General features: G+C 70.6%; 8 protein-coding genes and 1 pseudogene. 3 read left to right on the top strand and 6 right to left on the bottom strand.

What is annotated here, in order from left to right:
* Both ACFYOH_RS40685 and ACFYOH_RS40680 read right to left on the bottom strand, forming a co-directional pair.
* Positions 1-1,176: a PP2C family protein-serine/threonine phosphatase gene (locus ACFYOH_RS40685; protein ID WP_388636363.1), complete on the bottom strand. Its 1,176-nt coding sequence runs from the start codon at positions 1,174-1,176 to the stop codon at positions 1-3.
* Positions 1,177-1,244: 68 nt separating this feature from the next.
* Positions 1,245-4,157 carry a lectin gene (locus tag ACFYOH_RS40680; RefSeq protein WP_388636361.1) on the bottom strand — a complete coding sequence of 971 codons (2,913 nt, stop codon included), beginning with the start codon at positions 4,155-4,157 and terminating at the stop codon, positions 1,245-1,247.
* A gap of 262 nt (positions 4,158-4,419) precedes the next feature.
* Here ACFYOH_RS40680 and ACFYOH_RS40675 point away from each other — a divergent pair, with 262 nt between their 5' ends.
* The gene (locus ACFYOH_RS40675) at positions 4,420-5,871 is read left to right on the top strand and encodes an arabinofuranosidase catalytic domain-containing protein (protein WP_388636359.1); all 1,452 of its coding nucleotides are present in this window, start codon (positions 4,420-4,422) and stop codon (positions 5,869-5,871) included.
* A 52-nt stretch (positions 5,872-5,923) separates the two neighbouring features.
* Here the strand turns inward: ACFYOH_RS40675 and ACFYOH_RS40670 are convergent, their stop codons facing one another.
* Positions 5,924-7,570, bottom strand: coding sequence for an APC family permease (locus ACFYOH_RS40670; RefSeq protein ID WP_388636357.1), 1,647 nt, complete (start codon positions 7,568-7,570; stop codon positions 5,924-5,926).
* A gap of 128 nt (positions 7,571-7,698) precedes the next feature.
* A complete protein-coding gene (locus tag ACFYOH_RS40665; protein WP_388636355.1) occupies positions 7,699-8,769 on the bottom strand; it encodes a trypsin-like serine peptidase in 1,071 nt (356 codons plus the stop codon).
* Positions 8,770-8,948: 179 nt separating this feature from the next.
* On the opposite strand from ACFYOH_RS40665, the pseudogene ACFYOH_RS40660 reads away from it, so the two are divergent.
* A pseudogene (locus tag ACFYOH_RS40660) lies at positions 8,949-9,125 on the top strand (Tn3 family transposase); the annotation flags it as partial.
* A gap of 88 nt (positions 9,126-9,213) precedes the next feature.
* Here the strand turns inward: ACFYOH_RS40660 and ACFYOH_RS40655 are convergent.
* Together ACFYOH_RS40655 and ACFYOH_RS40650 are read right to left on the bottom strand one after the other, a co-directional pair.
* On the bottom strand, positions 9,214-10,500 hold the full coding sequence (locus tag ACFYOH_RS40655; protein WP_388636353.1) for an MFS transporter: 1,287 nt from the start codon (positions 10,498-10,500) through the stop codon (positions 9,214-9,216).
* Complete coding sequence (locus tag ACFYOH_RS40650; protein WP_388636351.1) at positions 10,497-11,036, bottom strand: ArsR/SmtB family transcription factor; 540 nt, start codon at positions 11,034-11,036, stop codon at positions 10,497-10,499. The genes ACFYOH_RS40655 and ACFYOH_RS40650 overlap by 4 nt, the downstream gene beginning before the upstream one ends.
* Before the next feature lie 299 nt (positions 11,037-11,335).
* On the opposite strand from ACFYOH_RS40650, the gene ACFYOH_RS40645 reads away from it, so the two are divergent.
* A complete protein-coding gene (locus ACFYOH_RS40645; RefSeq protein WP_388636349.1) occupies positions 11,336-11,635 on the top strand; it encodes a hypothetical protein in 300 nt (99 codons plus the stop codon).
* The last annotated feature ends 328 nt before the right edge of the window (positions 11,636-11,963 follow it).

Genomic DNA, 11,963 nt, shown 5'->3' with positions numbered 1-11,963 from the left:
TCACTCGGCCTGCTGCCCGGCCGACGGTTCCACGGGCAGCAGGCAGACCGCGAGCGCCGCGGTGTCGTCCTTGAGGCTGTTGTGGCTGTAGGCCAGCAGGTCGTCGTGGAGCCGTGCGAGCAGCTCCGCCGGCGGGAGGGGACCCCAGGCGCGGAGACGGTCGAGCAGCGGGTAGAAGGCGCCGGTCGCGTCCCGCGTCTCCGTGACGCCGTCCGTGTACAGCAGCAGTTGATCGCCGGGCCGGAACGGATAGGTGTCGAGGTGATACGGGTCCTCGACCAGCATGCCGAGGTTCAGGGGCGGTGCCGGCCGCCCGCTGTCCAGTTCGACCACCTCGTCGGGCCGCAGCCGGATGGGCGGCGGATGGCCGCAGTTGACGATACGGACGATGTGGCCGTCGGCGGGGATCTCGGCGAACACCGCGGTGACGAACCGTTCGCTCGTCTCGGTCCCGCCGAGCTGCGTCGCCCTGCGGCTCATGCTCGTGTCCACCCGGCCGGCCAGAGCGAGCAGATCGGGTTCGTCGTACGCCACCTCACGGAACGCCCCGAGCATGGCGGCCGCGGTCTCGACCGCCACCAGCCCCTTGCCGCGGACGTCACCGATGAGCAGACGGACGCCGAACCGGCTCGGGACCGCCTCGTAGAGGTCGCCGCCGATTCGTGCCTCCGCGGCGGCGGAGAGGTAGAGGCTCTGCAGGCGGAGGTTGCCGATCCGGTGCGGCAGGGGGCGGAGCAGGACGCGCTGCGCGGTCTCGGCCACGAACCGCACGTCGGCGAGCGTGCGTTCACGCCGGATCCGGTGGGCGGCCAGGATCGCGCCGAGGCCGCCCACGAGGGTCGTACAGATGTAGGTGGCGATGTAGTGACGGTCCAGCAGATAGCCGGCGGACCGGCCCGCGCAGCAGGGAGTACCGGCCAGCACCGCCTCGAGGCCGACGGCGAACACCGTGGCGGCGCCGACGGCCACGGGGCCGTGCCCGAACGCGGCCAGTACGGGCACGGCGATCAGGGCGAAGCTCACCGGCCAGTCGAGGGGCGTGACCGGCTCCACCAGCAACACGGCCGCGACGTACAGGAGCGGCAGCCAGCGCAGCCACGCCGGAGGGGCCGGCACCCGGGGCCGTGTGGGTGTGCCGTCCTGCTCCGGCTCCCGGCCGGTCCGTCCGTGCTTCACCCGTCCAGCCTGATGTGCCGCGCCCCCGTACCCCGGTGATTGCTCCACTCAACGGCATGTTTCGGCGGTCAGTTCCCTCCCCGTGCCTGCGCTGCGCCGCCGAAGCCGATCGCGAAGACGTGCAGGCCCCCGGCGGCGACGTCGGACGGCAGACGCACGGTGCTGACGGTCTTGCCCGGACTCAGGGCCACCGGCGCCGTGGCGAACACATACGTCCGCGTGCCGTCGGAAGCGGTGCCCGCGTGGTTGCGGTAGGGCATGGTCACCGCGACGGTGTTGCCGGGGAGGGGTGAGGCGGCGCCCGCGCTCAGCGTCCAGTCGGACAGGCCGACGGGGACCGACTGGGTCGTGCCGTCCGTGTAGGTGACGGTCGCGGTGCCGGACACCGGGCCGTTGTTGGCGGCGCCCAGGAAGGAGATGCTGCCGGAGCCGGAGGTCCGTACCGTCTGCCCGTTCGCCACGTAGTTGTCCGCTGCGCCGGGTGCCACGTCGGGCCAGGTGAAGCCGACCCCGTCGGCGGTGACCTTCGAGCCGGGGGTGACTCCCGCGGCGGCCAGGGCGTGCGCGGAGTAGCTGTAGCCCGCGCCGTCGAAGTTGGCCGAGGCCGCGGCGGTGTCGCCGGACGCCCCGACGTCGGTGTAGCCGGGCGTGCCCGGGTAGGAGCGGGGGGCGGCGGAGGCGTCGGACGCCCAGGACGTGTTGGGCGAGGCGCCGAGGACGTAGGTGAGGGTGCCGCCGCCGGTGAGGGCGCCGTCGGGGGCGTGGGCGGCGTTCCATGCCGTGCCGTTCCAGGTGGCGGACTCGACGTACGGCGCGTCGTCCGCGGCTCCCGTGCCGTTGACGGTGAGGGTGTGGCCGGACGGCAAGGTGATCACGGCCTGGCTGAAGAGCGGGCTGCCCAGGGCCAGGTCTGCGGTGCCGGGGGTCTCCGGGTACATGCCGAGGGCGGACCACACGTACCACGAGCTCATCTCACCGAGGTCGTCGTTGCCCGCGAGTCCGGACGGGCCGTCGGTCCAGATCTGGTCCTGGACCTGCCGGACGACCTTCTCCGTCTGGTACGGGCGGCCGATGTAGTCGTACTCCCAGGGGATGTTGAGGCTGGGTTCGTTGCCCAGGTCGGTGTAGCCGCCGGAGCCGGTCAGCGAGGACAGGTCCGTGTCCAGGTACTTGGCGAGGGCCGCGTCGCCGCCCATGGAGGTCGCCAGTCCGTGCACGTTGAACGGCACCATCGGCGTGTACTGCCAGGAGTCGCCCTCGACGAAGTTCCTGCCCGACGTCGGCGAGAAGCCGGCCGTCCAGGTGCCCGAGGCGTCGCGGGGCTGGATGAAACCGCTGCCGAAATTGAACAGGTTCTGCCAGTCCTGTGCCCGGTCCGCGAACCGGTGCTGGTCCGCGGTGTGTCCGAGGGCACCGGCGAAGGCCGAGACGGCGAAGTCTGCGGAGTTGTACTCCAGCGTGGTGGACGCCGGGCCGTAGAAGTTGCAGCACCCGTACTTGCCGTTGCTGGGCAGTCGGCCGAGCTGCTCCAGATAGGCGAGCCCGGGCCGGTTGTTGTTGGGGTCGGTGGCCTCCGCGATCATGCCCTTCAGCGCGGTCGCGGTGTCGAACTTCCTGGCCCCGAAGGCGTAGTAGTCGGCGATGATCTCGTCCGCCGGATCGCCGACCATGACATAGGTCTCGCCGTTGTTCTCCGACCATTTGGGGAAAAGTCCGGTCTGGCGGTAGTCGTCGACCATCGACTGGGCGGTGTCGGCGGCGGTCTGCGGCGCGACCAGGGCCTCGAGCTGGGCCTGCGAGCGGTAGACGTCCCAGCCCGAGTAGTTGGCGTAGGCGGCGCCGTGGCCCTTGTCGACGGTGTGGATCCTGCCGTCGAAGCCGGGATAGCGGCGGTTGGTGTCACTGATCACGTTCGGATGCAGCAGCGCGTGATAGAGCGCGGTGTAGAAGACGGTCTGCTGGGAGGGCGTCCCGCCGGCGATCCGCACCCGGCCGAGCAGGGAGTTCCAGGCGTCGTGCGCCGCGCCGCGCACCTTGGCCAGGTTCCAACCGCTGTTCTCCGCCTGCCGGTTGCCCACGGCGTCGGCGGCCGACACATAGGAGATGCCGACCTTGGCCTGAACGGCCCGGTCGGTGGTGGTGTCGAATGTGACATAGCCGTCGGAGCCGCTCGTCCGGGGGGTGAAGGTGTGGGGTGTGCGGGGCCCGGCGCCGTGCAGGGTGGGCTTGTTCGGCGCCTCGGGAGCGCTGGGGGAGGCGTTGCTCCTCGGCGTGGTGGGCGTGGCGGCGGCCAGGGCGGTGCCGCCGTGGCGGAACGGCTGGTCGAAGACCATGTCGTAGTAGACGGTGTAGGAGTTGCCCTCGCCGCAGAAGTTGCCGCTGGTGACCTTGCCTCTGACCTCTCTGTCGTTCGCCACGTCGAACTCGGCGGCGGTGTCCCCGTTCTCGCTGCCCGTCAGTTTGAACAGGAGGTTCGCCTGGCGGGTGGACGGGAAGGTGAAACGGGCCATGCCGCTGCGGGTGGTGGCGGTCAGTTCCGTCTTGACGCCGTTGTCCAGCAACACGGTGTAGGAGCCGGGGGTCGCGGACTCGTTGGCGTGCGAGAAGCTGTCGGTGGCGCCCGTGTCGACCGCACCGACGGTCGGCAGCACGGGGATGTCGCCGGCGGCCCGGCAGCCCGGCCCCGCGATGTGGGTGAGGCCGAAGCCGGTGATGGCCGAATCGGCGTACTCGTAGCCGCCGCCGTCCGGCCGGTGCGGGCTGGTGTCGGGGCTCCACTGGACCATCCCGAACGGGGTGTCGGCCCCCGGGAAGTCGTCGGCGGCGTGCGAAGTGCCGATGAACGGGTTCACGAGAGAGGCCGGATCGGTGACCGGCGCGAGCGAGACGGGATCGGCATGGGCGGGGGCTGAGGCGGCACCCAGGACCAGGGCGCCAGTGGCCAGCACGGACAGAAGGCGGAACGGCACCATCGTGACCATGTCCCTTCGACAACGTTGTCCCGAACGTTGCCCCTTCAGCCCCAGCTGTCAAGGCCGCGCGGTACAGAACCAGCCGTTCGCCTGACATGACGTCACATCGAATGTGTAGCCGACGACTTGGCCCAAGTCCAAAACTTTTCATAAGGTCAAAGCAACAAATCTTGACGGCAACCACCACTGTGCGTACGTTCCGCAACGGCCGCCCCGGCGCTCCAACTCGAATGCTCCCAGCCCCGATCCCCCCCACATCGAGGAGCCCAGCATGCGCGGAAGCCCCAGATCGCTCGCGTCGCTCCTGGCCGTCATCGGCCTGGTCCTGGGCGCGTTGCTCGGCCTGCCCGGACCGTCACAGGCCGCGGGTTCGCTGCCCTGTGACATCTACGCCGCCGCCGGCACCCCCTGCGTCGCCGCGCACAGCACGGTGCGCGCGCTCTTCTCCTCCTACGACGGCCCGCTGTACCGGGTCACTCGCGCCTCGGACGGAGCGGGCGCCGACATCGGGCTGCTGTCCCCGGGCGGTTACGCCGACGCCGGCGGGCAGGACAGGTTCTGCGCGGACACCACCTGCGCCATCACGAGGATCTACGACCAGACCTCCCGGCACAACGACCTCACCCCGGGCCCGGCGGGCACCTCCGGCATGGGCGCGGACCGGGGCGCGGACGCCTCCGAGATCGCCGTCACCGCCGGCGGGCACAAGGTGTACGGCGTGTGGATCTCGCCCGGAGTCGGCTACCGGTACACGGGCGCCGCCCCCGGTGTGGCTGTGAACGGACAACCGGAGGGCGCCTACATGGTGGCCAGCGGCACTCACGTGGGCTCCGCCTGCTGCTTCGACTACGGCAACGCCGAGAGCGCACCGGCCGACACCGGCAACGGCCACATGGACGCCGTCAGTCTCGCGACCACCTGCTACTTCGCACCGTGCACCGGCTCCGGGCCGTGGGTCGAGGCCGACCTGGAGAACGGCATGTTCCAGGGCGACAACGGCTCCAACACCGTCAACCGGGGCAACGGCAGCACCTTCGTCACCGCCGTACTGAAGAACGACGGCCGGACGCGGTACGCCCTCAAGGGCGGCGACGCACAGTCGGGCGCGCTCACCACCTGGTGGGACGGCGCCCTGCCCACCCGCGGCGGCTATCGGCCCATGCACCAGGAGGGCGGCATCATCCTCGGCACGGGCGGTGACAACAGCAACTGGAACATGGGCACGTTCTTCGAGGGCGTGATGGTCTCCGGCTACCCGACCGACGCCGCCGAGAACGCCGTCCAGGCGAACATCGTCTCCGTCGGCTACTCCGGCGAGACGAACGTTCCAAACGGCCCCCAGGGCACCATCACCGGCCCCGGCGGCAAGTGCGTCGATGTGGCGGCCGACGACACCGGCACGGACGGGGCGGCCGTCCAGCTGTGGGACTGCCAGTCGTACGCGGAGGACCAGCACTGGACGCATTTCACCGACGGAAGTCTGCGCACGCTGGGCCGGTGTCTGGACATCAACGGCAATGGGACGGCGAACGGCACGCAGGTGGAGTTGTGGGACTGCGATGGTGTGGGTGGGCAGAAGTGGGTGCAGCAGGGTGATGGTTCGCTGCTGAATCCTCAGTCGGGGCGGTGTCTGGACTCTCCCAGTGGTGCGACGGCCAATGGGACGCGGCTGCAGATCTGGGACTGCAACGGCTCGGCGGCCCAGAAGTTCCGGCTGGGCTGACAGCGGATCACCGCTGGGCCGCAGGGCGTTTGGTGGGATGTCGGAGGGGATGTCAGAGGACGTCCTCTTTCTCCGGTACGACGACCTGGTCGATCAGCCGCTGGATCTGTTCGCTGGGCAGGGCGACCGCCATGGCCCAGTAGTAGATGACGAGGCTGAACGCGGACGTGACCCCGATGTCCCACCACAGCGGGAACCAGGGGTGCTTGAGCGGGCCGAAGTCGCTGAGGTAGACGATGAGCCCCATGCCCACCAGGTAGACCGGCAGCCATTGCGCGGCACGCAGGTCGAGCTGGGGAGTGATGGGGTTCATCTTGAACAGCCGGTTCGCGACCAGGATGACGTAGCCGATCAGGATGGCGACGCCGAGCTTCCAGTCGGTGGTCCAACCCGACCAGAGGATCAGCAGGTTGGCGACGACGAAGGCGAGCGGCGACAGCACACCGCCGCCGGGCAGCCGGTAGGGACGGTGGGCGTCGGGCAGCCGGTTGCGGAACACCCCGAAGGAGAGCGGGGCACCGGCATACATCAGCACGCTCGCGCTCGTGATCAGGCCGACCAGGGAACGCCAGCTGGGGAACGGCAGGAAGCAGATGCAGCCCACCACGAAGGCCGTGATCAGGCCCACCCAGGGAACACCGCGCCGGTTGGTGTTCTCGAACGCGGACGGCACATAGCCGTTGCGGCTGAGGCCGTACGACACCCGGGAGGAGCCGGTGATGTAGATCAGACCCGTGCCGGCGGGGGAGATCACGGCGTCGAGATAGAGGACCGTGGCCAGCCAGCCCAGGCTGATGAGCGTGGCGACCTGGGCGAACGGTCCGCTCAGCGCGGTGAACGCGGAGTTGGCCCAGTGGCTGCCGATCTGGGAGGCGGGGAGTGCGGCGAGGAAGGTGACCTGCAGCAGGATGTAGATCAGGATGCCGATGAGGATCGACCCGATCACCGCGCGGGGGATGTCCCGCTTGGGGTTGGCGCTCTCGCCGGCGAGCTGGTCGGCCTGCTCGAAGCCCAGCAGCGCGAAGATGATGCCGCTGGTGGAGACGGCGGACAGGATGCCCTTGGCCCCGTAGGGGTTGAAGCCGTCGGCCGCGGTGAAGTTGCTCGCGTGGAACTGGGCGATGGCGAAGACGAAGATGGTCAGCAGCGGGATGCCGACCTTCCACCAGGTCGCCGCGCTGTTGGTGCGGGCCAGCAGCCGGATGCTGAGGAAGTTGATGGCCGTGATGACCGCCATCAGGCCGACCGCGACGGCGATGCCGGGCGGGGTCAGGACATGCTCGCCGCCCTTGACCTTCTCCCAGCCGTTCGCCCAGGAGTAGTGCTGGCCGTACGTGATCATCGCCAGCACCTCGATCGGCGCCACCGTGGCCGCCTGCAGCCAGGAGAACCAGCCGAACGACGCGCCGGCGGCGCCCCCGAAGGCGTAGTGCGGGAAGCGTGCGGTGCCACCCGAGACCGGATACATGCCGCCGAGCTCCGCATGCACCAGCGCCAGGATCAGGATCGCCAGGCCGCCGATGGCCCAGGAGATGATCGCCGCCGGCCCTGCGGCCGCCAGGGCGCCCTGCGCGCCGAACAGCCAGCCGGATCCGATGATCGAGCCCTCCGAGGCCCAGATGAGACCGACGAAGCCGATCTCACGCCGAAGCCCGGGTTTGCGGGTCTTCGGTCCGGGCGTTGCTTCCGACACGGCCATGGTGCACCCCCTCTATAGGGTGTGAGATGCATCACCATCGTGCCACGCTGACGCGGTCATGGCACTCAACGTGCACATACCGGTTTCTGACGGGGCCACGCATGTCGATGAGCGCCCGTGCCCGTCGGTCAGCCGGAGGCGAGGTGCGGTCCGGCCGGTGGGGCGCCGGTGACCGCCGCAGAATAGAGGGCCTGGGTAGCGGCGCCGAAGTAGGCGCTGTAAGAGATCTGCGGGGTGTTGCCGCCGGTGTGATAGCCGCCGATCACTCCGACGACCGCCCATCCACCGGGCCAGGGCACGAGCATGGGGCCACCGCTGGTCCCGCCCACGAAGGCGTCGCAGGCGATGCGCGGGAACGTGCCCGGGTCGGCCGGGTCGTCGCTGTCCCACCTGGTGGTCCAGCTCCAGCACACCAGGGGCTTCTCCGCCCCCGCCGGATAGCCGATCATCCGTACCGGGAAGTGGTAGTAGCCGGTCCCGGTGAGCAGCCGCACGCCGCCGACGGCGTCCTCCAGGCGTGTTCCGTCCTGGTTGGGCTCGGTGACCGCGAAGGCGAAGTCGTAGCGGGCGCCCGCGTGTTCGCCCAGGTCGTAGTACTGCTGGGCAACGTAGACGCCGTTGGTCCGCACGGGAAAGATCCCGAACGGCTTGAGGCTGTCGTGGTACTGCGGGACGAAGGCCAGGTGCCGCTTGGGCGAGGTGCCCGCATAGCCCTTCAGACAGTGGCCGGCACTCAGAACCAGGTCATGGCCGGGGCTGCGCACGACGGAGCCGCTGCACGTCCGGCCGGTACCGGTGGCGTCCGTCCAGAAGAAGGTGCCGGCCTGGGGGATGCCGTCGAAGCTCCGGCTGGGCGGGATGTACTCACCCGGCCGGGGGCCGTCCACGGCGGGGGCGGAGCCGGTCGCTGTCGTATCGGTGCCGGTGCCTTTGAGGACGTCGGCGGGCAGCGCCGCCTCCATCCGGGCCGGCGTCCAGTACGCGTCGAGCTGGTCGGCGAGCGGGTTGGGGCCCCCCGTGACACCGTCGGCGAACTCGGCGCCGTCGGCGGACTGCGTGGCGCCGTCGGCGGACGCTGTGGTCGTGTCGGCGGGTGCCGCGGCTGTCTCGGCGGATGCCGTGGTGGTGAGGCCGGCACTGATCAGAAGGGCAGCCGCGCAGCCGGCGGCGAATCGCACGATCCTGGTCCCGGGCTCCATCAGTTCCCCTCGGACGGACGCAAGTGACGGCCCACCATAAGCCCGCGGCCGCCGGGCAGCACAGCGTCCGCGGTCGTACAGGGTGCACGGCAGGCCGAACAACCCCCGCCGGGAGGTGCACGCGTGCCGACGCGGACCAACGCGGCGCCCTGCCCGGTGGCGCCGGTCGCCACGAGCTGATGGTCGACCCGGTCGACGACACCTACCGTCGGCTGATGAACCGGCAGCTGACCGTGCGGGGGGCCCACCACCCTGTGGCCCGCGCGATCCGCCACGGCGGCCGGGGCCAGATCCGCCAGGCGTACCGGGAGGGCCAGGAGGACCGGCTCGCCGCCCTCGATCTGGTCCTCAACGCCCCATGGAGGCCGGGCGCCCGACGCTCCGGGGTCGAGGCGAGGAACGCCGAGCTGGGCTCAGCACTGGCTCAACGGCCGCGCGGAGCCCCTAACTGGCACCCTCCTGAACGGGATCCCGGGATTCCGGTCGATCTGGGGCATCGGCCGGGGCGGCGGCATGCAGCGCCGCCTCAACCCGGCGGTTGCTGGTCATGGTCGCGGTGATGGCGGTCATGGCCAGGAGGAGGCCGGCTGCGGTGTAGAGCGGGGTGCGTACGTCGTAGGTGGTGGCCAGCCAGCCGCCCAGGAAGGCGCCGAACGGGGCGGCGCACATGGCGAGCATGCGGGAGGTGGAGACGACCCGGCCCATCAGGTGGGCGGGGACGATCGCCTGTCGGAGGGAGGGGCCGAGCACCATCGTGGCGCCCATGCCCGCGCCGCAGATGGCGAGCGCGAGGCCGGCGGCGTATGGGTTCGGGGCGGCGGCAAGGCCCAGGACGGCGAGTCCCTCGACTGTGGCCGTGCAGGTCAGCGCGGTGCCGGTGCCGAGTCGTCGGCCCAGGAAGGAGGCGATGCCCGCGCCGAGCAGACCGCCGGTGGCCTCCGCCGTGAGGAGCAGGCCGAAGCCGAAGGTGCCGATGCCGAGACGGTCGCGCGCGAAGAGGGCGAGTACGGTCTCCACGGCGAGGAAGGCGATGTTCCCGACCGCCGGACGCAGCGCGAGCCCGAGCAGCAACTGATCCCGGAATACGTACGAGGCGCCGGCCCGCGCCTGCCGCAGCAGCGACTCACGGGCCTGCGGTACGGGCCGGGGTGCGGCAGGCAGCGACCGTACGAGCAGTGCGGAGAGCGCGAACGACACCGCGTCGGCGAGCAGCGGAACCGCCCGACCGAGCGCGAGCAGGGCACTGCCCGCAGGCGGCCCGGCGAAGCCGGACGCGGCGGTCTGGGTGCCGCGCAGGCGGGAGTTGGCGCGCTCCAGGAGCGCGGGGTCGCGGCCGAGCAGATCCGGCAGAAAGGCCGTGGCGGCCGTGTCGAAGAAGAGTCCGCCGAGGCCGAGGAGGAAGGCGACGGCCGCGAGCAGTGGAATGCTCAGCACGTCGAGCGCGGCCGCCGCCGCCGGTATGGCGAGCAGCACCGCACGCGCCGCGTCCGTGACCCACATCGTGCGCCGGCGGTTCCAGCGGTCCACCAGCGCACCGCCGAGCACCCCGAAGAGCAGCCATGGCAGCGTTCCGGCAGCCGTGACGACGGCGAGCGCCATCGGATCCCGCGTCAATGTCAACGCGAGCAGCGGCAGTGCGGCATGCGTCACCCCGTCACCGAGCGAGGACACCGTCTGCGCAGTCCACAGCCGCCCGAAGCCGGGCGGCAGCTTCCGGACGTCTGAGGTCACTTGGCGTCCCCTTCGGTCTGCTCGCGCGATGCCGGGTGGAACAGTGCGAAGACGAGTGACGCGTCCGGCAGCGACGGATCGGACAGCTCCCGGTACTCGTCCGCCAGTGCCTCAAGCCGCGCCCCCAGTTCCGCGAACTGCTCCTCGGTGAGCCGCAGATGCGCCATCCGCACATGCCGCTCGCCATCCACCGGCGCCGCCTCCAGGTCCGCCACCGCATGCCGCATCAGCACATTCGGCCCTCCCTCGCCCGGATCCGGCAGCACGACCTTCCGCGCGGCCATTGCGTAATACCGCTCGGTGACCCCCCGGACCTTCCGCGTCCGGACCACCTTCACCAGGCCGGCCCGTTCGAGCAGCCGTACGTGGTAGCTGGAACTCCCCTTCGCAAGGCCCACCCGCTCGGCGATCTGCGTGATCGTCGCAGGCTCGAAGCGGAGCACGGCCATGATCCGGTGACGCGTGAGATTGGAAACGGCGCGTAGCTGTTCGTCGGTGGTGACGTGGAACGTCTCTGGAAGATCATCGGTAGGCATGCCCCAATGGTCAACACTTATTGACCATTGGGCAAGGGGCTTTTTCGGACTCCCGGTCGTGTGCCACGCCTTCCTCCACCCGGGCGGCCCGCGACCTGCTGACTGACCCCGGCCGCTCCATCACTTCGATCCCCAAGCTCCTCGGCGTCTCCCCTGGCACCCTCTACACCGGCGGCGCACCGGCGAGATCCCCGCCGCGTTCCGGGCCGGGACCCGCGGGACGCATGAGGCGTGACCCGCGGGGTAGGCGCCCGTTCCGGCCATGGGACGGTCATCGGTCCCACCGGAAGGAGAAGGCCATGAAGAAGCTGATACGGAAAGCGGCCGTGGCAGGAGCTGCCACCGCGACGGCTGCGGGCGTGCTCCTCGCCGGCGGCGGTCCCGCGGCGGCCGCTCCAGGGAGTACCGGGCACACCACTGCCGGCGCCTCGGCCGTGCCCGCCCGGCACACCCAGCACCACCACCGCGGTCTGCAGTCCATCGATCCGTGGGTCGCCGGCCAGCTGGCGTGGTTCGACCCCGCCGCCCGGCACCGCCTGGCGGTGTTCGACCCGTGGATCAAGGACCAGCTGGCGCGCTACGCCGCTCCCAGTTGTTAGCCCTTGTGCCACTCCCGCGAGCCGCTCCGCTCCGCGGCGCCACGGTCACTTCACGAACACCATGTCGCAGGCAGTGATCGAAGTAGGCGGAGACGTATGCCTCGTTGGTGCGTATCGCGGTGGCCGGGTCGATGGTGCCGATGTCGTCGGTCCGCTCGCACCGCCGCAGATGCAGCTGTGGCGTGAGGGTCTCCGCGTCGGTGAACGAGCCATGGGCTGAGCCGCGCAGGGAGAGCTGTGGGCGCGGAACGACTTCCAGCCGGGGTCGGTGTCCGTGTCGCCGTCCTTGCCCAGGAGCAGGAGCGGCCGGTCGAGGCCGTGCCGGGCG

The sequence above is a fragment of the Streptomyces sp. NPDC007856 genome, assembly GCF_042868225.1.
Taxonomy (GTDB): Bacteria; Actinomycetota; Actinomycetes; order Streptomycetales; family Streptomycetaceae; genus Streptomyces.
Note: the sequence above shows the minus strand (reverse complement) of the source record. Positions and strands in the feature narration are given on the sequence as shown.

What these genes read in the sequence shown, in the direction of transcription:
- ACFYOH_RS40670 (WP_388636357.1), bottom strand. Translation starts at nt 7,570, where the DNA reads ATGGCCGTGTCGGAAGCAACGCCCGGACCGAAGACCCGCAAACCCGGG.
- ACFYOH_RS40680 (WP_388636361.1), bottom strand. Translation starts at nt 4,157, where the DNA reads ATGGTCACGATGGTGCCGTTCCGCCTTCTGTCCGTGCTGGCCACTGGC.
- ACFYOH_RS40665 (WP_388636355.1), bottom strand. Translation starts at nt 8,769, where the DNA reads ATGGAGCCCGGGACCAGGATCGTGCGATTCGCCGCCGGCTGCGCGGCT.
- ACFYOH_RS40650 (WP_388636351.1), bottom strand. Translation starts at nt 11,036, where the DNA reads ATGCCTACCGATGATCTTCCAGAGACGTTCCACGTCACCACCGACGAA.
- ACFYOH_RS40645 (WP_388636349.1), top strand. Translation starts at nt 11,336, where the DNA reads ATGAAGAAGCTGATACGGAAAGCGGCCGTGGCAGGAGCTGCCACCGCG.
- ACFYOH_RS40675 (WP_388636359.1), top strand. Translation starts at nt 4,420, where the DNA reads ATGCGCGGAAGCCCCAGATCGCTCGCGTCGCTCCTGGCCGTCATCGGC.